Below are 20,663 nucleotides of genomic sequence, written 5' to 3'. Positions count from 1 at the left end.
CCCCCACCATGGAAGGGACAACCATGGCACGACGTACCCGCACGCTCAGCAGGTTCGCGACGGCCTCGGCGACGGCAGTGGCGGCCCTCATCGGCTTCGCCGCCGCCCCCGCTCAGGCCGCGATCTGGTCCTCCTCGGACCAGTGGGGCAACTACACCACGTCCGACGGATACACCCTCTACAACAACATCTGGGGTTCCGGCGCAGGTTCGCAGTCCATCTGGGCCAACTCCTCCAGCAACTGGGGTGTTCGGGCCGACCACCCGAACACGGGCGGCATCAAGTCGTACCCCAACGCGAAGAAGGTGGTCGGCAAGTCCATCACCTCGCTGTCGTCGCTCACCAGCAACTACAACGTCACCGTCCCGTCGTCCGGCGCGTACAACACCTCGTACGACATCTGGGACAGCGACTACGACTACGAGGTCATGCTCTGGGTCAACTACAACGGCGCCGTGGGCCCGCTCGGCACCTCGCAGGGAACGCTGACGCTCGGCGGTCACACCTGGACCGTCTACAAGGGCGACAACGGGGCCAACCAGGTCTTCTCGTTCCTGCGCACCTCGGACTCCACGTCGGGATCGGTGGACATCCTGCCGATCCTGAAGTGGATCAAGGACACCAAGGGCTGGTGGGGCAACGAGACCATCGGTGACGTCCAGTTCGGCTACGAGATCACCTCGTCGCCGGGCGGACTGGACTTCACCACGAACGGATTCGGTGTCTCCTCGAGCTGATCCGTACGCACAAGGAGCCGGCCCCCGCACGGGGGCCGGCTCGCGCGCTCGGGTGGGGCGCCAGGACTACTTCGGGGCGGGGCCGGTACTCTCCCGCACCGTCAGTTCCGGCGCCAGCAGCTCGACTTCGTCCGTGCCGCGGCCGGAGAGCTTGGCGACGACCTGCTCGACCGAGCGGCGCCCCATCTCCTGCGCGGGGATGGCCACCGAGGTGAGCCGTACCGAGGCCTGCGAGGCCACCTGCTCGGGACAGATCGCGACCACCGACACGTCCTCGGGGACGGCCCGGCCCTGCTGCCTCAGCAGGTTGAGCAGCGGCTCCACCGCCGACTCGTTCTGCACGATGAACCCGGTGGTGCCGGGACGCTCGTCGAATATCCGCGACAGGGTCTGGGCCATCGCCGGGTAGCCGCCCTCGCAGGGCCGGTGCAGCACCCGCACGCCGGTCTCCTGCGCCTTGGCACGCACTCCGTCGACGGTCCGCTCGGCGAAGCCGGTGTGCCGCTCGTATACGGCGGCCGCCTCGCCGATCACGGCGACCTCGCGATGACCGAGGCCGGCGAGGTGCTCCACGCAGAGCGCTCCGGTCGCCTCGAAGTCGAGATCCACACAGGTCAGCCCGTCGGTGTCGGCGGGCAGTCCGATGAGCACGGCCGCGCGGTCGGTCTCGCGCAGCAACGGCAGCCGCTCGTCGTGCAGTTCGACGTCCATCAGGATCATCGCGTCGGCGAGCGAGCTGCCCGCGATGCGCCGCACCGCCGCGGGGCCCTCCTCCCCGGTGAGGAGCAGGACGTCGTAGCCGTGGGTACGGGCCGTGGTGGCAACCGCGATGGCGATCTCCATCATCACGGGGACGTACATGTCGGTACGCAGGGGGACCATCAGCGCGATGATGTTCGACCGGCTGCTCGCCAGCGCCCGCGCACCGGCGTTGGGGTGGTAGCCGAGCTGCTGGATGCTCTGCTCCACGCGCTGCCTGGTGGGCACCGAGATGGAGCGTTTCCCACTGAGGACGTAGCTCACCGTGCTCGCCGAGACTCCGGCATGCTGCGCGACCTCGGCCAGGGTGACCATTCAGCTCTCCATCACGTGACGACGTCGGACACCGGCACGCATACCGGCCTGCTGCGACAGTTCGGCCAGATGAGGCGAAGCGCTTCGACTGGCCACCCTCCGCCTGCGACATGCGCAGATGATGCGAGACTAGACCCGCACACACAGCGTGTCCATAGCAGCGTCGAAGCGCTTCGACTCATCGCCTCCCGCTCGTTCCGGCCATGGCAGCAGCCATGGGGCTACCGCCACGATATGCCGGACACCCGGTTCGGAACATCAGCGGGACCGGGTGACTGCGCGCCTCGGGCCGCCGGCGGTGTCCAGTCGCCCAGTCAGTCGGCGATCTCCTGACCGGCCGCACCGGCATCGGTGAGCTGCGGCCGGTCGCCGCTGCCCGCACCGGAGCCCGGTCCGTCGTTGCGGTACTCCGCGAACCGGTCGTCCTTCCAGGAGAACCCGCTCCCCCGCTCGGTGTGCGGTGACCCGATTGCGACCCCTCGCTCTGCGGCCCGGTCCAGCCGTGGATCTACGCCTGTCCGCCGCCGCGCGCGGCGTCGCACAGGACCCCGCCCTCGAACCCGACGTTGACCAGTCCCTCCACCTTGCCGCCGGCGTCGACGAGCTTCAGCGCATGCCACAGCTCCAGCCAGTACACGCGTCCGCGGTGACCGGCGAGCCTCGTCCGCAGCACGTCCGGCGCATGGGTCCACACCTCGGGGAGGTGTCCCGCGTAGTCGAAGGCGGGCCGCAGTTCGACCCATCCGTCGTCACGGACGTCGCCCGCGGTGAGCAGGATCTCGACGGCCTGCCCGGGCTCCTGCCGGCACTTCTTGGCGTGGATCCAGTGCACATGGTGGCCCGCGGCGTACCGTGCGCAGCCGTCGTTCAGGACGGAGTCGTTCTGGGGGAGATGACGCAGCATGACGGGCTCGCCTTCCGGGTTGTGGGACCCCGAGTGCCCTGCACCGCGGTCCGCTGTTCCCCGTGCCCTGCGCACGGGGCAGGTCGTCACCCGGAGCACCCGCAGCGGAGCGGGGTGCCGTCCAGCAAGCCGGGGCTGTGCGCTGGAACTCATGACCCGAGGAAACTCTAACCCACACGAACAGCACGACCCGACGGGTGGTCAGGAACGTACGGGAGCGCCCGTACCCGGGCGCCACCCCCACGTGTCCCGTCCGGTCCGCCGGGTCCGCCGCACTCAGCCGGTGATGAGACCCGGGTCGCTCGAACCGGATTCGCCCGTCTCGACGTGCCCGGCGAAACGGCGCAGGAAGCCCGCGTCCGCGTCGGAGGTGACGGTGACGTCGTACCAGCGCTTGCTGCTTCGCAGGTCAAGGGTGTGCTTCACGGTCGCCCCGGCACCGACGGTGAAGGTCTGCGCCGCTCCCCCGTATCCGACCGCGCTGCGGACGGTGAGGTGGACGGCGCCGGAGCCTGCGTTGGACAGGGTGAGCTCAAGCTTTCCACCGACGGCTGTATGACGTGCCGTCACCTCGGGGCCGGCTGTCTTGCCGGGGGCCCGGAAGGCACGCAGGAAGCCGTTCGGGCCGTGGACGGTGAGGTCGGTCACCCCCTGCGAGTAGGCGGTGTTCCAGGCGTCCGACAGCGACTTCCCCGCCTCGGTGGTGTACGTCCAGGGCCCGTCGATCCGGTTGGCGGACGTCACCAGGAACTGCGCACCGGCGTCCGCACCGCCGCTGAAGGTGAGACGGAACTTCCCGGTGGCCGGGTCGGCGGCGCCGTCGACGAAGGGCGCGTAGCGCAGCGGCCGGGTGGGACGGGACCCCTTCTCCTGCTTGGGCACACTGCCGGTGGCGGGCGGCGCGGGTTTGTAGTCGGGGTGCCGGTCGCCGTCCGGGGGCTCGTAGGCGGCGGTCGACGGCAACGAGGGCGACGAGGTGTCGGTACGGCGGAAGTCGAAGGCGGAGGTGAGGTCGCCGCAGATGGCGCGCCGCCAGGGCGAGATGTTGGGCTCGCGCACACCGAAGCGCTCCTCCATGAACCGGATGACGGAGGTGTGGTCGAAGACCTCCGAGCACGCGTACCCGCCGGTGCTCCACGGGGACACGACCATCATGGGTACGCGCTGGCCGAGCCCGTACGGCCCTGCCACGTACCGGATGTCGCCGGGGAAGTAGTCGGCGGAGGTGTCCACGGTGGACAGGCCCTGGGAGGCGCCGGACGGCACGAACGGCGGCACCACGTGATCGAAGAAGCCGTCGTTCTCGTCGTAGGTGATGAAGAGAGCCGTCCTGCCCCAGACCTCGGGATCGGCGGTCAGTGCGTCCAGCACCTGCGCGATGTACCAGGCGCCGTAATTCGCGGGCCAGTTGGGGTGCTCACTGAAGGCCTCGGGGGCGACGATCCACGACACCTTCGGAAGCGTCCCGGCCTGGATGTCGGCCTTCAGGTCGTCGAGGAGCCCGCCGCCGTTCTTGATGTCCGTTCCCGTGCGCGCCTTGTCGTGGAGCGGATCCCCGGGTGCGGCATTGCGATAATTGTTGAAGTAGAGGAGCGAGTTGTCGCCGTACGTCCCTCGGTAGGCATCATCGATCCACCCCCAGGACCCGTCGGCGTCGAGCCCGTCGCCGATGTCCTGGTAGACCTTCCACGACACCCCGGCCTGCTCCAGGCGCTCGGGGTAGGTGGTCCAGCCGTACCCGGACTCGTCGTTGCCGAGCACGGGACCGCCACCGGTGCGGTCGTTCCCGGTGTATCCGCTCCACAGGTAGTAGCGGTTCGGGTCGGTCGACCCGATGAACGAGCAGTGGTAGGCATCGCAGACGGTGAACGCGTCGGCGAGGGCGTAGTGGAACGGGATGTCCTCACGGGTGAGGTGGGCCATCGTGGTCGCCGTCTTGGCAGGCACCCACTTGTCGTACGCGCCCTTGTTGAACGCCCAGTGACCGCCCGCCCAGTCGTGGTTCAGGTCCTGGAGGAACTGCATCCCGAGATCGTCGGCCGGCGGCCGGAAGGGCAGCACCTCCCTGCCGAGAAGATCCTTCTGGTGCCAGACCGGCTTTCCGCTGGGAAGCGTGACCGGCCGCGGGTCACCGTATCCGCGTACACCCTTCATCGTGCCGAAGTAGTGGTCGAAGGAACGGTTCTCCTGCATGAGTACGACGATGTGCTCGACGTCCTGGAGCGTTCCGGTACGCCCCCGCGCGGGAAGGGAGGCGGCGCGGGCGATGCTGGACGACAACGCGGTGAAGGCTGCGGTGCCTCCGGCGAGTTGCAGGAGCCGGCGACGGTTCAGTTCAGCCATGGGTGGGGGCCTCTGCGGGGTGAGGGGACGTGGGGCGAAAGCGACTGGAGTTTTCCAGAATCGGCACGCCTACGGAAGGCCCGTGCAGTGTGCACGCGGTGGCTTTCGGCCGAACAGACGGCAACGGACCGGAACGGAACGGATCCAATCGGAACAGCCGGCCAATGTTCCCCTGCCCCTACGGTTTCCGGGCCACAGCCCCGTAGACCGAAACGGGCTGAGTCTCCACCGGGAGCTCGCGGAGGTTGAGCTCCGGGTGCCAGTCGACCACCTGGACGACGCCCGGTTCGACCCATTCCAGCCCTTCGAAGAACCTGCGCACACGCGCGCGCGACCGGGGCACGAGTGTCACCCCGCCCGCGGCGTAGGAGGCCACGCCCTGCTCGACGTTCTCCGGGTCGAAGTCACTGGTGAGCTGGGACAGCACGAGGTAGCTGCCGGGAGCGAGCCGCGCGACGAGCCGCTCCACCAGCTCGTGCGCACCGTCGGCGCCGTCCTCACCATCGGCGACGAAGTGCATCAACGCGATCAACGACAGCGCGACGGGGCGCTCGAAGTCGAGGATCTCGCCCGCCGGCTCCAGAATCCGCTCCGGCTCCCGCACATCGGCATCGAGGTAGGCCGTCACCCCTTCCGCCGTGCCCTGCAACAGGACTTCGGCGTGGGCCCGCACGATGGGATCGTTGTCCACGTACACCACCCGCGTATCGGGGACGACGCCCTGAACGATCTGGTGCAGGTTCGGCTCGGTGGGAATCCCGGACCCGATATCGAGGAACTGCCGGACCCCCGCCTCCCCGGCGAGCCACCGCACGGCACGGTGCATGAACCACCGGCTGTGCCGGGCGATGCGCTTCGTGTCGGGCGAAAGCCCGGCGATCCGCCGGCCGAGCTCCTCGTCGACGGGGTAGTTGTTCTTCCCCCAGGTACTTCAGCAATACACGGATGCGGAGCGGATGGGAATGATCAAGAGCGTGGGTACCCCTGAGCAGGTCGAAGACGTGATCACGAAGCCGTATGACGGGTGCGGCAAGTGCATGGTCGCCGTGCGTCGTCTGTCGAGGAAGACGGAGAAGACCAACAGCCCGGCGAAGCAGGCCGTCCAGGTGGCTCAGGCTGTGGCGGCCTTTGGTGGCCACATCGTCGGTTGGGCCGATGACTGGGAGGTGTCGGGCGCTACGGACCCGTTGACTCGTCCGTGGTTCGGTCCGTGGTTGCGCGGAGAGATGGGACCGTACGACGGCATCGCAGGCGCTGCGGTTCATCGGGCGTTCTCGGTAGAGCAACTTGACTGCTGTCCCTCATTCCATGTTCGGGCGGCAGGGCAGTGGGCCACACTGAGTTCGCACAAGGCCAGAAGAAGAACGGGGACGCGGGCGTGGATGCTGAAATCGTTGCCTTGGTGGATCAAGCCGGTCCGTATCTGACGGCGGCTTTGACTGCCTACGGGGTTGGTGTGTTAGGCCGGGCAGAGGACGCCGCCGTTGATGCCACGGCGAACGTGGGGCGAAGGCTCCTGGACTCGGTCTGGCGTCGGAGGGGCGGCCCGGGGCGCGCAGAGCTGGAGGCGGCCGTAGGTGAAGCAGCGGAAGCACCGGCCGATGCGGATGCCGCGGCGGCCTTGCGTCAGCAGATCAAGCGTGCGTTGCGCGAAGACAGGGAACTCCTGGCGGAGTTGGTAGCCCTGCTGCCCGCCGGATCAGCAGTTTCGGTGACGGCATCGGGTGAGCGGGCCATCGCGGCACAGCGCATCACCACCGCGATTACCGGCGACAACGCCACCCTGAGGCCGTGACCATGCCCAGTTTAGAAGCGTCAGGTGATCGGTCGGTGGCCGCCCAGTCGATCGGGGCTGCGCTTACGGGTGACCATGCTCGCGTCGTCATCCTTCCACCTGAAGCGGTGAGGTGGGCAAAGGAGGTAGAGGCAGCGCCTGGTACGGCCAATCTTCCTGGCTCGCCTTCCGGGGTTTTCGTCGGCCGGGATGAAGCGTTGGATCAGTTGCGCAGCATGCTGACCAGCAACGGCGACGCGGCGGTGACGCAGGCAGGCGCGGTTCACGGCCTGGGAGGCATCGGCAAGAGCGCCTTGGCCCTGCACTACGCGATCCGATACCGGGACGCCTACAGGCTGACGTGGTGGATCAACGCCGAGTCTCCGGTATCGATCGAGGCGAGCCTTGCTGCGCTGACCTTCCGACTATGTCCGAACTGGTCCCACAGCGTCACACTCGAGGAGCGCGCAGCGTGGGCGATGGCCTGGTTGCAGTGGCATCCGGGCTGGCTGCTGATCTTCGACAACGTCGAACACCCCAAACATCTGCTCCCCTATCTCGGTTCCCTGCCGGACGGGCATCATCTGGCGACCAGCCGTAAGGCCACTGGCTGGCACGCGATCCGCCACACTCTGGCTCTGGATCTCCTCGACGCCGAGGCTTCTGCTGATCTGTTGTGCTCGCTTGCCTACGACCGCCAGGCGCCTACTCCGGAGCAGCGCAAGGAAGCCGAACATCTTGCTGCGGAACTCGGATACCTTCCGCTGGCGCTGGAACAAGCCGGCGCCTACCTTCACCAGACGGGAAAGGGAATCGGCGCCTACCGGCGAGCGCTGCCACGGATGCTCCCCAAGCACTCCGAGGGCATCGACCCCGAACGCACAGTGGCTCGCGTCTGGAACCAGTCCATCCAGGCCATCCGCGAACGTGGTCCCCTCGCCGTGACACTCCTCAACGCCGCAGCCTGGCTCGCCCCAGACGACATCCCCCGCGCTCTCCTGGCCCCCCTCGCGCCCACCGTGGATGAAGCTGACGACGAGATTGACGACGCTCTCGGTGTCCTGCGCGCCTACAACATGATCACGCTCTCCGGTCCGAACTTCAGCATGCACCGACTCGTCCAAGCCGTACTGCGAACACCCCCCGCAGCAGACAGTGACCACCTCTCAGCAGGGAGGGGCAACGCCGAACTAGCCCTTCACGCAGCCGTGTTCGATGGCGACGACGCCTTGCCAACCGCTACTGCATGGCAGTTGGGGGCACTGGTACCCCACATCACCGCCCTCGCCATCAACCTCCCACCTGCCAGCGCTACCGTAAGCACCTTCGATATCTTCGACAGGGCTACCGAGAATGCCCAACAGGCAGGGCAGACAGCGCGGGCGATCCCGCTCTACGAGGCCACTGTCGCCCAGCGTGAGGAGGTTCTCGGCGACACCCACCCCGACACCCTGACCAGTCGCAACGACCTCGCCGTCGCCTACGAGAGTGCCGGGCAGACAGCGCGGGCGATCCCGCTCTTCGAGGCCACTCTCGCCCAGTGCGAGGAGGTTCTCGGCGACACCCACCCCGACACCCTGACCAGTCGCAGCAACCTCGCCTACGCCTACCGGAGTGCCGGGGATCTCACGCGGGCGATCCCGCTCTTCGAGGCCACCCTCGCCCAGCGTGAGGAGGTTCTCGGCGACACCCACCCCAACACCCTGACCAGTCGCATCAACCTCGCGGGCGCCTACGAGAGTGCCGGGCAGACAGCGCAGGCGATCCCGCTCTTCGAGGCCACTCTCGCCCAGCGTGAGGAGGTTCTCGGCGACACCCACCCCAACACTCTGACCAGTCGCAGCAACCTCGCCTACGCCTACGAGAGTGCCGGGGATCTCACGCGGGCGATCCCGCTCTTCGAGGCCACTCTCGCCCAGCGTGAGGAGGTTCTCGGCGACACCCACCCCGACACCCTGACCAGTCGCAGCAACCTCGCCTACGCCTACCGGAGTGCCGGGGATCTCACGCGGGCGATCCCGCTCTTCGAGGCCACCCTCGCCCAGCGTGAGGAGGTTCTCGGCGACACCCACCCCAACACCCTGACCAGTCGCATCAACCTCGCGGGCGCCTACGAGAGTGCCGGGCAGACAGCGCAGGCGATCCCGCTCTTCGAGGCCACTCTCGCCCAGTGCGAGGAGGTTCTCGGCGACACCCACCCCAACACTCTGACCAGTCGCAGCAACCTCGCCTACGCCTACGAGAGTGCCAGGGATCTCACGCGGGCGATCCCGCTCTTCGAGGCCACCCTCGCCCAGCGTGAAGAGGTTCTCGGCGACACCCACCCCGACACCCTGACCAGTCGCAGCAACCTCGCCTACGCCTACCGGAGCGCCGGGGATCTCACACGGGCGATCCCGCTCTTCGAGGCCACCCTCGCCCAGCGTGAAGAGGTTCTCGGCGACACCCACCCCAACACCCTGACCAGTCGCAACAACCTCGCGGGCGCCTACGAGAGTGCCGGGCAGACAGCGCAGGCGATCCCGCTCTTCGAGGCCACCCTCGCCCAGTGCGAGGAGGTTCTCGGCGACACCCACCCCGACACCCTGACCAGTCGCAACGACCTCGCCTACGCCTACCGGAGCGCCGGGGATCTCACGCGGGCGATCCCGCTCTTCGAGGCCACCCTCGCCCAGCGTGAGGAGGTCCTCGGCGACACCCACCCCAACACCCTGACCAGTCGCAACAACCTCGCGGGCGCCTACGAGAGTGCCGGGGATCTCGCGCGGGCGATCCCGCTCTACGAGGCCACCCTCGCCCAGAGCGAAGAGATCCTCGGCGACACCCACCCCAACACCATGAACAGTCGCAACAACCTCGCCGTCGCCTACGAGAGTGCCGGGCAGACAGCGCAGGCGATCCCGCTCTTCGAGGCCACCCTCGCCCAGTGCGAGGAGGTTCTCGGCGACACCCACCACGACACCCTGAACAGTCGCAACAACCTCGCCTACGCCTACGAGAGTGCCGGGGATCTTACACGGGCGATCCCGCTCTACGAGGCCACCCTCGCCCAGAGCGAAGAGATCCTCGGCGACACCCACCCCATCACCCTGGCCAGTCACAACAACCTAGCTCGGGCTAAAGCGGCAGAACAGTAGTTGACCACTTCATCTGGCGCACTCAGCGGTGCAGCCAACCGCAGAGTGCCGTCTGATCACCACCGAGATCCCACCCGGGAAGACACCTCTGTGTGATGGCTCGAGTACTCTATGAATAGAGGAAGTGTCTGCCGAGAAACCAGTCGTACACCCGGGCGGGATGCGGCCTGCCGGTATCGATTCGCTCGACGGCGAAATCGCTGCGGGCTCCGGTCATGCGGCGGGCCTCCTGGCACTGGATCGGCGTGCGTCCACAAGATGCCTATCCAGTCTGCCAGTTCGGCCGCGGCGTGGCGCGAGCCCCTGAATCCCGAGGGCACCATGGGTCCCCCGGCCCGGATGATCCGCCTCCCCCGCTCCCGCCTCACGTGGCGCTGCGCTCGCTCCTCTCGCGCAGGTTGCGCTCCACCGCGCGGTGGAGGGCGGCGCCGATCACGCCGGGGGTTCTGCCGGGGCGGCCCTTGCGCAGGACCACGCGCCAGCGTTCGGGGCTCCAGTCCGCCGGGGTCGTGGTGCTGATGAAGTCGTCGATCAGGGCGCAGAAGCGGACCGGGTCGGCGTGGAAGGGGAAGTGGCCGGCGCCGTCGAAGATCTCCAGGCGGCTGCCCGGCATCGCCGCGTGGGCGCGGTAGGCGTGGCGTACCGGCAGGACGCTGTCGCGGGTCCCCCAGAGCAGCATCGTGGGCATGCCGGCGGCCAGGTAACAGCGGTCCAGCATGGTGATCAACTGGCCCCGCCAGTCGACCACCGAGCGCAGGGTGCTGATGAAGGCGGCGCGGGACGTGGCGTCGGGCAGGGCGTCCACGACGTTCAGGAGTTCCGCGGCGTCCTGGCCCAGGTCGGTGTCCAGGAGCTTCATCAGGCGGGTCAGGAGGCCGACCTGGGTACGCATTCCGGGGAGGCTCAGGGTCGAGAGCAGGAGGTCCGCGCCGGGCAGGGACACCGCGCGCAGGACCGGGGTGACCTCTCTCCCCACGCCGCCCGCGCTGACGAGGATGAGCCGGTCCGTCCGCTCGGGGAACTGGTAGGCGAACTGCATGGCGACGCCGCCGCCCAGGGAGTGGCCGATCAGCGTGGCTCGTTCGATGCCGAGGACGCCGAGGAGGTCACGGATCCCGTTCGCGTACCCGGCGACCGAGTAGTCGGCGCGCGGTTTGTCGGAGGCCCCGTGGCCGAGCAGGTCGGGGGCGATGACAGTGTGGTTGCGGGCCAGTTCGGGGATCAGGTTCTTCCAGGTGGCCGAGGAGCCGCCGATGCCGTGGATCAGGAGGATCGCCGGACCCTCGCCGGCGATCCGGTAGGCGCGGCGGTATCCGTGCACCGTGTGATACCTGAGGCGTACCGGCTCCCCGGTCACCGACTGCAGCGGGTTCGTGTGCATGGGCAGGTACGGTGCGAGTTCTGCGGAGCTGGGCACGAGATCGCCTCCCGTCTTCACTGGCTCATCGACTGAGAGAGTAGAACCTCCTCCAGCCCAGGACATTTCCGCTAGGTTCCGGACTGAGCGCGGAGTTCCGGCAGGTCGGGAGGGTGCGGCCGAGGGGCTGTGGCCATCCCCTGGGGGACAACCCCCAGGAAGGTAGGGGGAATACCGGGTCGTCCGGAGGACGCCGGGTCCGTAGGTTCTGGGGTGGAATCGATCCACCCGCTCCTCACTCCCCTACGGAGGCATCCCGTGACCGCCCCTGCACCCCGGCCGACGCGCACACTTCACCCGATGGTCGCGGCCTTCGTGCGCTTTGTGGTGTGCGGTGGCGGGGTCGGGGTCGCCTCCAGCGGAGTGCTGGTCCTGCTCCACGACCGGATGCCGCTGGCCGTGGCCAACGCGCTGGTGACCGTGGTCTCGACGGTGATCGCGACCGAGCTGCACAGCCGGGTCTCGTTCCGGAGTGAGCGCCGGGGGTGGGGTGTTCACCTTCAGTCGGGACTGACCGTCGCCGTGAGCTACGCCTTCACGACAGGGGCGCTGCTCTGTCTGTACGCGGTTCGGTCAGAGCCGTCGGCGCTCGTTCAGCAGAGCGTCTACCTGTCGGCATCGGCACTCGCCGGCATCGGGCGGTTCGCCCTGCTGCGCATGGTGGTCTTCCGCGAGCGCACGGCGGGCGGGGCTCGCGGGGCGGTGCTCGGCAAGGCGTCCGTCGCCATGGCCGCGTGACCCCGGGGCCGGCTCATCCCGTATTGCGTCCGCCGCCCGGCGACAGCCGGCCGCCCCGGCCACCCGGTACGAGCGGGGGCACGGGCCCACGCCGTCCCGTGCGCCCCGCAGGCGCCGGACCACGTTGGATATCCTGAGCACCGTTCCAGGTGAATCCGGTGGCCCGTCGGCCGCCGGCGCGGGCTGCGCGCCCGTCGAGGGGAGAGTCACGTGCAGGGTGCAGCCGCGAGCCGTGGGTCGGTCAGGAAGGCCGAGCAGGCGTGGAGCCAGGCGATGCTGCTCAGGCAGCAGGGGGACACCGCGGGTGCTGCCGCACAGTTCGCGCTCGCCGCGCACCACGACCCCTCCGCCGCCGACGCCTGGCTGGGGCTTCACGCGACCGGGGCGAATCAGCAGGAGGCTCTGGACGCCATGCTCCGGAACTCCGGGAGCTTCGGTGCGCTGCGCACGAAGTTCGGGATGCCGCTCCGGTCCACGTTCCAGATCGGCCACTACGTCACCTTCCGCCTGGAGAACGCCCGCGATCTGTGGCTGGCGGCCATGTCCTCGCTGCTGGACAAGGGGCAGCCGGACGAGGCGTGGGCGGGGCTCTCGACCGCTCAACTGGACTGCGACGAGACCCGGTTCGTCTGTACGCGGTATGCGTTCGTCAAGGAGGACTGGGCCCTCGTGCTGAGGTTCGCCACCGGAATCGGCGACGCCTTCCTGTATGACGAGTCCCAGTTGTACGTCGGTGCGGCGCTCTTCGCGCAGGGCGTCTACCACGAGGCCGTGAACGTGCTGTCGCCCCTGCCGCGGAAGCTGGGGGCCGGCAGCCGGTTCGACGCCGAGGCCAAGTACTTCATGGGCCGGTCGCTGGAGGAACTGGGGCAGCAGCAGGAGGCGTTGAAGCGCTACCAGTACGCCTTCCGGTGCGCGCCGGGGCTCTTCGACGTGGACGTCCGCGCCCAGGCCCGCCCGACATCCGCACCGGCCGCTCCGGCTGCCCCGCCCGCCCCTGCGCCGGCTCCGAAAGCTGCTCCGCCGAGGCGGCCCGACGCACCGAAGCCCACCGTCGCGGCACCGGCCGGGGGCCCGCCCCAGGGCGGAACCGGGGGCCCGGCACCCGATGCCGGCGGACCGTCCGCCGAGGAGCGGGCCCAGCTGCTCGCCGAGGCGCAGAAGTCGCTCGACGAGATGATCGGCCTCGAGCCGGTGAAGCGCCAAGTGCTCACCCTCATAGCCCAGTTGCGCATGTCCGCGCTCCGCGAGGAGCAGGGCCTTCCCGGTGGGGCGCGGCCGCGCCACTTCGTCTTCGCGGGGCCGCCCGGCACCGGGAAGACGACCGTGGCCCGCATCATCGGCAAGGTCTTCGCCGGGCTCGGGCTGCTGAGCTCGGGGCATGTCATCGAGGCCCAGCGGGTCGACCTCGTCGGACAGCACCTCGGGTCCACGGCCATCAAGACGAGCGGGGTCATCGACTCGGCGCTGAACGGGGTGCTGTTCATCGACGAGGCGTACGCCCTGTCCAACAGCGGGTACAGCGGCGGCGACGCGTTCGGGGACGAGGCCCTGCAAGTGCTGCTGAAGCGGGCCGAGGACGACCGGGACCGGCTCGTCGTCGTACTCGCCGGGTATCGCGACGAGATGGCCGGTCTGCTCGCGGCCAACCCCGGCCTGGTCTCCCGTTTCACCACACGTGTCGACTTCCCGTCGTACTCCGCGCAGGAGCTGGTCCTGATCGCCCGCTCGGTCCTCGCCTCCCAGGGTGACGAGCCGGATGCCGGGGCCGTCGAGGTCCTCGGCTCGTTCTGTACGGCGATCGTGGACGGCGGAATGGCCGACACCGTGGGCAATGCCCGGTTCGCGCGCGAGCTCTGCCAGAAGGCCGCCGCCCAGCGGGATCTGCGGCTGTACGCGCTGCACGCCACCAGTACCCCCACCCGGGAGGAGATGGTGACGGTGCTCGCAGAGGACCTGGTGGCCGCGCACGACGAACTCATGGAGTCCCACAACAACGGCGACCGGAACGGCGGCTAGGACGGGAAGCAGGGGCGAGGCCGTGCGACCGGTTCCGAACGCCCGGCCCGCCCCAGCTGTCACGGCGCCTTGAAGTACGCCGGGAAGCGCGGACCGATCCACGGCTTGCGGCCCCACGCGAGGACCCGCCCCCTGGCCATGGCGCCCACCGGGGCGCAGCGGCCGAGTGCCATCAGCAGGAACGTGACGGGCTCGATGGAGATCGTGCAGTCGGGGCGGTCCGGCAGTTCGTGCCCCACGCTCGCCGCGCCGTCCGTGAACGTCACTCCGAAGTGACCGCCGCCCCAGAGCCGGACCGCGTAGCGGGCGTTCAGCCCTGCCGTGGTGGCGGCGTCGGTCACCCGTGGCATGGCCTCGATCATGAACGGGAGCGCCAGCGCGACCCTGGCCCGGTCGACCATGTGCGGGCGCTTCAGTGCGCGGGCCAGGTCGACGCCGTGGCCCAGCATGTGCGTCAGGAGGTAGGAGCCGAGCACCGCGCGGTTCATCGGGCCCATCGGCGTCATCAGCGTCTCGTCCGCCGGGCGCCCGGCCACCGCGTCCAGGTACGCGGCGGCCTGCGTCACGATCATCTCGGCCAGGGGTTCCGCGGCGCGCTCGCCGAAAGCCGCGAGGGCCTGTTCGTTGGCGGCGGCGATGCCCTGCGGGGTGCCGTCGCCGTAGCTGTGGGTCCGCCCCGCCGCCACCTCGGCCATCAGCACGTTGGCCTGCGCCAGGTGCGCGGCCACCTCGCCCACGGTCCATTCCAGACCCGGCACGCGGGCGCCGGTGCCGGGAGCGTGGCGCAGGAGTCCGGCGATCTCCTCGGCCGTCGTACGTATGGCTTCCGCCAGCCCCTCGGGCAGGCCTTCGGGCAGCGTGCCCCGCGTGTCCTGCCCCGTCACTGGCTCCACTGCGCTACCACCCTCGTGAACGCCGCGTCCCGGTGCCCGGGCCTGTTGCCCGTGCCCGGTGTCGCGGCTGCCCGTCCTGCTTGCCGACATCCCTGTTACCTGCGGGTACACAAGAGCAGGTCGCCCCGCCTCCCGGCAAGAGGTCGGCACCCACCGTTCGAACCCCTCTACGATCGAGCACGTGTGCGCAAACGTGATCATCGCCGAAGACGACGAGAAACAGGCCGAACTCCTCCGCCGCTACCTCGAACGGGAAGGTCACCGTGTGACCGTCACCGTCGACGGTCTCGCGGCCCTCGACGCGGTCCGGCACCGGGAGCCCGACCTGCTGGTCCTCGATGTGATGATGCCCCGGGCCGACGGCCTCGACGTCGTACGGGTCCTGCGCGCCGAGCACCGGGAACTTCCGGTGCTGATGCTGACGGCCCGCACCACCGAGGACGATCTGCTGCTCGGCCTCGATCTCGGTGCCGACGACTACGTGACCAAGCCGTACAGCCCGCGTGAGCTGATGGCCCGGGTACGTACGCTGCTGCGCCGCAACCGGCGCGCCTCGGACGCCGGCCCGTCCGATCCCGCCGTGCTGACGGTGGGGGCGCTGGTGGTCGATCCCACCCGGCACGTGGTGTCGGTCGCGGGCGAGGCCGTGGAGTGCACGCCGGGTGAGTTCAGGATCCTCTCCGCGCTCGCGGCAGAGCCCGACCGGGTCTTCTCCCGGCAGCAGCTCCTCGCCGAACTCCACGGTTTCGACCGCTACATCAGCGACCGCACCGTGGACGTGCACGTCATGAACCTGCGCAAGAAGATCGAGCCCGCCCCGCGCCGGCCGGCCCGGCTGCTCACCGTGTTCGGTATCGGATACAAGCTGACGGACCCTGCGAAGGCGGCAGAACGTGCCTCTTCGTAGGGAGCGGCGTCCGCGCGGCCGGACACGCCGCACGCCCCTGGAAGCCGGGCGGCGGGTACGACTGCCGTTGCGCAGAAGCCTGTTCGCCCGGCTGCTGGCCGTCTCGGCACTTGTGGCGGCGTGTTCCGTGGCTGCCACGGCCTGGCTCGCCGTGCAGACGACATCCGGCGCGATTCTGCAGGAGCAGGGTCAGAATCTCACCGCCGATGCCCGGATCTACCAGAGCCTGCTCGGTTACGCGGCGGCTCATCCCACCTGGGACGGCGTCGAGAAGACGGTGCGCGACCTGGCCGAGCACTCCGGCCGGCGGATCACGCTGACGACGCAGCAGCGCGCTCCTCTCGCCGATTCGGCACCGCCGGAGTCGTCGGCGGCGTTGCCGGCCCAGGCGTCGGCGATCGTCGACCCGCTGTCCGTGGACACCGCGCTGGCCGCCGAGAGCGCGGGGGCGTCCGGTGCCCCTGCCGACCGGGTCGATCCGCGTGCGGTCGGGCCGTTCCGGCTGCCGGCATCGGAGCGTACCGAGTTGCAACAGGTCGCCGACCGGGGCGTGGCCTGCCTCAGCCGGTCCGGGATCGCCGCGGACGTGCTCCGCAGCGCGAGCGGGCGCCCCCTGATCCAGGTGGTGGGCAACGACCCGGAACGGGTTCAGGGCACCCGCTGCGCCATCGATGCGCTGGACAGTCCGACGCGGACCGAGAAGAAGGCCCTGAAGTCCCTCAACCAGCTGGCAGACGCCTGTCTGAAGCGCCAGGACCGTTCCGGCGTACATCTGAAGCTCGACCTGTCCTGGGGACAGGCGGCGCAGGAGCCCGGGCCCGCTGGGGAAAGCCCCACGACGGCGCCGAGCACCGCACCCAGCACCTCGCCCGGCCCCACACCGACTTCCATGCCCGCCGTCGTTCCCCGCGCGGCGCCCACGGCGACACCGACGGCCACGCCGAGTGTCGTTCCGGGTGACGGCGCCTCGTCGGCGGCCGGCACCAGCGAGGACGACCGGGCCGTCGCCTCGTGCGTGGGAACGGCACGGCGTGAACAGCTCGGCTCGTACGTCGCCTCGCCCGCACTGCTGTTCATCAGCGACACCGGCGGCGCCACGGTGCCGGGCTTCGACCTCTCCCCGGCGAACACCGCGAGGATCGCGGGCGCGGCGGCTCTCGTCCTGGCTCTCACCGTCGGCGCGTCGGTGCTCGTCGGCGCCCGGCTGGTACGCCCGCTGCGCGCCCTGACGGGTGCCGCACAGCGGATGCGGGACGGTGAGGACAACGTGCCCGTGCTGGTGACGGCGGACAACGAGATCGGGCGCCTCGCCGCCACGTTCAACGACATGTCCGCCCACCGCGCCCGGCTGGAGGCCCAGCGCAAGGCCCTGGTCAGCGATGTCGCCCATGAGCTGCGCACACCGCTCAGCAACATCCGCGGCTGGCTCGAGGCGGCGCAGGACGGGGTCGCCGAACCGGACCCCGCGTTCATCGCCTCCCTGCACGAGGAGGCGGTGCAGTTGCAGCACATCATCGACGACCTCCAGGACCTGGCCCAGGCCGATGCGGGCGCGCTGCGGCTGCACACCGGACCGGTACGCGTCGCCGAGCTGCTGGGTCAGGTCGCCGCGGCGCACCAGGCCCGCGCGGACACGGCCGGCGTCGCGCTGACCGTGCTCCCGTCGCCGCCGGACCGCCCCGTCCCGGAGCTGACGGCCGACCCGGTCCGGCTGCGCCAGGCCATCGGCAACCTGGTGTCGAACGCGGTACGCCACACTCCGCCGGGCGGAAGGGTCACGCTGCGGCCGTACGGCTCCGAGCACGGGGACGCGGTGCTGGTGGACGTCACCGACACCGGCAACGGCATCCCGCCCGAGGACCTCGGCCATGTCTTCGACCGCTTCTGGCGCGGCGAGAAGTCCCGCAGCCGTCGCACGGGAGGCAGCGGGCTCGGCCTCGCGATCGTACGGAAGCTCACGGAGGCGCACGGCGGCACGGCCACGGCGGTGAGCGTGCCGGGGCAGGGTTCGGTCTTCACACTCCGCCTCCCGGCCGACGGCCCGGACATCTCGGGGCCGGGCGCGGTGCCGGGGCCCGAGGGAGGCTCCCTCCCGGGCGCCGGGTCCGGCTCCGCAAAGGAACCCGGGGCAGGCTCCGCGGTGGGTCCGGCTGACAGTTCGGATGAGCCTGATGCGATGACCACAGCGATCTGACAGCTTCTTCACAACTTCGCGCCAGCCTGTCGGCACGCCTCGCGCCGCGGTGCGCACCAGCACCGCGGCGCCGTCGAGGCCGACCTGGAACGGAGCCATCCCCATGCCCCTGCGTACGTCTCTGCGTACCGCTGTCCTCGCCGCTGTCGCGGCCGGCGCGGTATGCGTACCGGCGGCCTCGGCCTTCGCCGACGCCTCCCCCACCCCGACATCCGCGCCGACGTCACCGCGCACCGCCCAGCCCTCCGTATCCGCCTCCTCCGCGGCGTCCGCCGCCCCCAGCGTCGTGCCGTCCGGGGCACCGCGGGGCGGTGTGGCCGCGGGCGACAGCCCCACCGCCACCCCTGCGCCTTCCTCCTCGGGCACCCCGACGGCCACCCCGTCGGCGGCGCCGTCGGTCGTTCCGCGCGGCGGAGTCGCGGCGGGTGAGCACCCGGCCGGCACGTCGGACGACAACACGGCCACCGTGGCGGGCTCCGCCCTGGCGGCTCTCCTGGTCGCCGGCGCCGGCACGTTCGTACTGCGCCGCCGCCGCAACGGCTGACCCACCCCGCAGCCGACGGGACGGAGGTGGCACCGCCCTTCAACGGGCGGTGCCACCGCCGTCTTTCGATCCCTTCTGGAGCCATTCTCCCCATGCCCCGTACACCCCAGCCCCTTCGGCGCACCGCACCGCCGGTGTACGCCTGCCTCGCCCTGGCCGCACTCATGGCGCTGACGGGCTGCTCCGGCCCCGCACCGTCGAAGTCCCCGGCCGCCGGCGCGCACGCGCCCGCCACGGCCGACACCCCCGACGCCGGCGCCCCGGCCGGTGCCACAGCCCCGGCGAAAGACGGTGCCCGGCCGCCCGTCCATGTCTCCATCCCCTCCCTCGGGGTGGACAGCGCGGTCATGCGCCTCGGCCTCAACGCCGACCGCACGGTCGAGGTACCGCCGGCCGACAAGGGCATGACCGTCGGCTGGTACACCGGCGGCTCCGTACCCGGCGATCCTGGCGCCGCCGTACTGATCGGCCACAACGACACCCGTTACGGCCGGGCCGTCTTCCACGACCTGAAGAAGATCGCCAAGGGTGCGGACATCGTCGTGCGCGACGACCGCGGCACGGAGGTCCACTTCGAGGTCACCGGCCGCGAGACGGCGAGCAAGAAGGCCTTCCCGACCGCGCGGGTCTACGGCCGCACCGACGCACGCGCCCTGCGCCTGATCACCTGCGACGGCGCGTTCGACGCGGCCGGGCATCCGGTCGACAACCTCATCGTCTACGCGACGAGGAAGTGACAGAACCGGCGCGAGCGCGGCAGGACCGGCGCACGTGACGACACCGGATGGACGGCAGCGGGCAGGACTCCCGGCACCTCACGTCTACCCACGGGTAACTCCCCCTGCTTTCATGGGCTTCAGGACTTGTCCACCCCCCAACTGCAGCAGCAGAACCAGGAGCCCCCGTGCCGCACTCCGTACTACGCCGTACCTCCGGTGTGACCCTGTCCGCCGCGCTCGCCGCCGTCACCCTGACCGCCGGCGCACCGTACGCCTCGGCCGCACCGGCCGCCACGACACCGGCGCTGCGGGTGCTCACGTACAACACGTTCCTGATGAGCACGAGCCTGTATCCGAACTGGGGTCAGGCACATCGGGCGGCGGAGATCCCGAAGGCCGCCTTCTTCCGGGGCAATGACGTCGTCGTACTGCAGGAGGCATTCGACAACTCCGCGTCGGACGCCCTGACGAGCAACGCGTCCGGCCAGTACCCGTACCACACACCGGTGGTCGGCCGGAGCAAGGACGGCTGGGACGCCACCGGCGGGGCGTACTCCGCCACCACTCCGGAGGACGGCGGGGTCACCGTGCTGAGCAAGTGGCCGATCGTCCGGCAGGAGCAGCACATCTACAAGGACGCCTGCGGTAGCGACTGGTGGTCCAACAAGGGCTTCGCCTATGCCGAGTTGAACGTGAACGGCGCACGGGTCCACATCGTGGGCACGCACACCCAGTCGACGGATCCGGGGTGTGGCGCGGGTGAGGCGGCCTCGATACGCGGCAGGCAGTTCCGGCAGATCGACGCGTTCCTCGACGCCAAGAACATCCCCGCGTCGGAGCAGGTCATCGTGGCCGGTGACCTCAACGTCGACTCCCGCTCCCCCGAGTACGCGTCGATGCTCGCGGACGGCGGACTGAGCGGGGCGGACGCCCGCACCGGGTACCCCTACTCGTTCGACACACAGGCCAACTCGATCGCCTCCGACCGCTACCCCGACGACCCCCGCGAGGACCTCGATCACGTGCTGCACCGCACCGGCCACACGCGGCCGGCGGGGTGGACGAACGAGGTGGTCAAGGAGGAGAGCACGCCCTGGACCGTGTCGAGTTGGGGCACGGACTACACGTACACGAATCTCTCCGATCACTACCCGGTCGTCGCCTCGGGAAGGTAGCCGGGCAGGCCGCCTGGGCAGGCCGCCTGGGCAGGCCGCCGGGCAGTCGCTCCGGCCCGCCCCGGCGCCGCCCGGTTCCCCGCCCTGT

General features: G+C 70.0%; 16 protein-coding genes, 1 pseudogene and 1 riboswitch. Of the genes and pseudogenes, 11 read left to right on the top strand and 6 right to left on the bottom strand.

The features are described from left to right. Positions 1–23: 23 nt before the first annotated feature. A complete protein-coding gene (locus OG782_RS32380; protein WP_406457095.1) occupies positions 24–737 on the top strand; it encodes a GH12 family glycosyl hydrolase domain-containing protein in 714 nt (237 codons plus the stop codon). A 66-nt stretch (positions 738–803) separates the two neighbouring features. Here OG782_RS32380 and OG782_RS32375 read toward each other — a convergent pair whose 3' ends face one another. From OG782_RS32375 to OG782_RS32360, 4 genes and pseudogenes are all read right to left on the bottom strand, one after another. Then, positions 804–1,811, bottom strand: coding sequence for a LacI family DNA-binding transcriptional regulator (locus tag OG782_RS32375; protein WP_406457093.1), 1,008 nt, complete (start codon positions 1,809–1,811; stop codon positions 804–806). Between the two features lie 508 nt (positions 1,812–2,319). Continuing rightward, positions 2,320–2,715: a hypothetical protein gene (locus OG782_RS32370; RefSeq protein WP_406457091.1), complete on the bottom strand. Its 396-nt coding sequence runs from the start codon at positions 2,713–2,715 to the stop codon at positions 2,320–2,322. A 47-nt stretch (positions 2,716–2,762) separates the two neighbouring features. Then, positions 2,763–2,872, bottom strand: a riboswitch (SAM riboswitch). Between the two features lie 119 nt (positions 2,873–2,991). Then, the gene (locus OG782_RS32365) at positions 2,992–5,058 is read right to left on the bottom strand and encodes a phosphocholine-specific phospholipase C (protein ID WP_406457089.1); all 2,067 of its coding nucleotides are present in this window, start codon (positions 5,056–5,058) and stop codon (positions 2,992–2,994) included. A 178-nt stretch (positions 5,059–5,236) separates the two neighbouring features. Beyond that, positions 5,237–5,980 (bottom strand): annotated as a pseudogene (locus tag OG782_RS32360) (SAM-dependent methyltransferase); the annotation flags it as partial. 40 nt (positions 5,981–6,020) lie between these two features. Between OG782_RS32360 and OG782_RS32355 the strand changes: the two are divergent. The 3 genes from OG782_RS32355 to OG782_RS32345 all read left to right on the top strand — a co-directional run bounded on the left by OG782_RS32355 (position 6,021) and on the right by OG782_RS32345 (position 9,969). Further along, positions 6,021–6,485: a hypothetical protein gene (locus OG782_RS32355; RefSeq protein WP_406457087.1), complete on the top strand. Its 465-nt coding sequence runs from the start codon at positions 6,021–6,023 to the stop codon at positions 6,483–6,485. Beyond that, positions 6,437–6,853, top strand: a complete 417-nt coding sequence (locus OG782_RS32350) for a hypothetical protein (RefSeq protein ID WP_406457085.1) — start codon at positions 6,437–6,439, stop codon at positions 6,851–6,853. The genes OG782_RS32355 and OG782_RS32350 overlap by 49 nt, the downstream gene beginning before the upstream one ends. Positions 6,854–7,068: 215 nt before the next feature. After that, positions 7,069–9,969: a tetratricopeptide repeat protein gene (locus tag OG782_RS32345; RefSeq protein WP_406457083.1), complete on the top strand. Its 2,901-nt coding sequence runs from the start codon at positions 7,069–7,071 to the stop codon at positions 9,967–9,969. Positions 9,970–10,333: 364 nt separating this feature from the next. Here the strand turns inward: OG782_RS32345 and OG782_RS32340 are convergent, their stop codons facing one another. Next, positions 10,334–11,350 (bottom strand): alpha/beta fold hydrolase, encoded by a 1,017-nt coding sequence (locus OG782_RS32340; RefSeq protein WP_406459390.1) that lies wholly within the window; start codon positions 11,348–11,350, stop codon positions 10,334–10,336. Between the two features lie 336 nt (positions 11,351–11,686). Between OG782_RS32340 and OG782_RS32335 the strand changes: the two genes are divergently transcribed. After that, entirely contained in the window at positions 11,687–12,124 is a 438-nt protein-coding gene (locus OG782_RS32335) for a hypothetical protein (protein WP_406457081.1), read from the top strand. 210 nt (positions 12,125–12,334) lie between these two features. Then, entirely contained in the window at positions 12,335–14,143 is a 1,809-nt protein-coding gene (locus OG782_RS32330) for an AAA family ATPase (RefSeq protein WP_406457079.1), read from the top strand. A 59-nt stretch (positions 14,144–14,202) separates the two neighbouring features. Here the strand turns inward: OG782_RS32330 and OG782_RS32325 are convergent, their stop codons facing one another. Then, the gene (locus tag OG782_RS32325; RefSeq protein WP_406457077.1) at positions 14,203–15,036 is read right to left on the bottom strand and encodes a maleylpyruvate isomerase family mycothiol-dependent enzyme; all 834 of its coding nucleotides are present in this window, start codon (positions 15,034–15,036) and stop codon (positions 14,203–14,205) included. A gap of 181 nt (positions 15,037–15,217) precedes the next feature. Here OG782_RS32325 and OG782_RS32320 point away from each other — a divergent pair, with 181 nt between their 5' ends. From OG782_RS32320 to sph, 5 genes are all read left to right on the top strand, one after another. Further along, positions 15,218–15,943, top strand: a complete 726-nt coding sequence (locus OG782_RS32320; protein ID WP_406457075.1) for a response regulator transcription factor — start codon at positions 15,218–15,220, stop codon at positions 15,941–15,943. Beyond that, positions 15,930–18,137, top strand: a complete 2,208-nt coding sequence (locus tag OG782_RS32315) for a sensor histidine kinase (RefSeq protein ID WP_406457073.1) — start codon at positions 15,930–15,932, stop codon at positions 18,135–18,137. Before OG782_RS32320 ends, OG782_RS32315 begins: the two co-directional genes overlap by 14 nt. 103 nt (positions 18,138–18,240) lie before the next feature. Beyond that, complete coding sequence (locus tag OG782_RS32310) at positions 18,241–18,681, top strand: LPXTG cell wall anchor domain-containing protein (RefSeq protein ID WP_406457071.1); 441 nt, start codon at positions 18,241–18,243, stop codon at positions 18,679–18,681. A gap of 92 nt (positions 18,682–18,773) precedes the next feature. After that, a complete protein-coding gene (locus OG782_RS32305) occupies positions 18,774–19,418 on the top strand; it encodes a class F sortase (RefSeq protein ID WP_406457069.1) in 645 nt (214 codons plus the stop codon). A gap of 167 nt (positions 19,419–19,585) precedes the next feature. Further along, complete coding sequence (sph, locus tag OG782_RS32300) at positions 19,586–20,575, top strand: sphingomyelin phosphodiesterase (protein ID WP_406457067.1); 990 nt, start codon at positions 19,586–19,588, stop codon at positions 20,573–20,575. Positions 20,576–20,663: the final 88 nt, after the last annotated feature.

Origin of the sequence: Streptomyces sp. NBC_00876 (assembly GCF_045207435.1) — a bacterium.
Classification (GTDB): domain Bacteria; phylum Actinomycetota; class Actinomycetes; order Streptomycetales; family Streptomycetaceae; genus Streptomyces.
The sequence above is the reverse complement of the archived record's forward strand: the minus strand, read 5'-3'. Positions and strand labels throughout refer to the sequence as shown.